The following is a 510-nucleotide window of genomic DNA, read 5'->3' on the forward strand; positions in this document are numbered from 1 at the left end:
GAGGCCGTTCCCGTCGGCGTCGACGACACTCCCGCCGAAGCCGCTGGCGGCGACCCGGTACTGCCACGGCGACGCGAACTCGGCCGTGATCGAGAGGTCGTTGAGCTGCGTCGTCCGCCCGCCGTCGGCGTCGGGATCGCGGAGGTAGACGACGAAGTAGTGCGGCGAGAAGAGCCCCCCGAACGTGTCGTAGAGGTTCTCGACCTCGAAGACGAACCGGTACTGGTCGTCGGTCTCTAGGACGCGGAACGAGCGCAGGTCGAACGCGCCCTCCTGGAACGCGCCGTTCGTCGGGTAGGTGTACCCGCCGGGCCCGTCGTCGTCACCCGCTGGGTCGGTGAATTCGGTGACGAGGTCGCCGGGCGCAACCGTCACCGTCTGCGAGGCGAGTTCCTCGCCCGTCTCGGGGTCCCGGACGACGACGTCGTAGGTGTCGATCTTGGTGATCTGGTAGCCGAGCGTCACCGTTTCGTCCGTCGCGTTCGGCGGCAGCCGGACCGACCCACTCTT

General features: G+C 68.4%; 1 protein-coding gene. It reads right to left on the minus strand.

Annotation, left to right across the window (positions count from 1 at the left end; genetic code table 11):
* Positions 1 to 510: glucodextranase DOMON-like domain-containing protein (locus tag EXE45_RS17705; protein WP_274595490.1), on the minus strand; the 510-nt coding region annotated here is incomplete at both ends.

Origin of the sequence: Halorubrum sp. SP9, assembly GCF_005435015.1 — an archaeon.
Taxonomy (GTDB): domain Archaea; phylum Halobacteriota; class Halobacteria; order Halobacteriales; family Haloferacaceae; genus Halorubrum; species Halorubrum sodomense.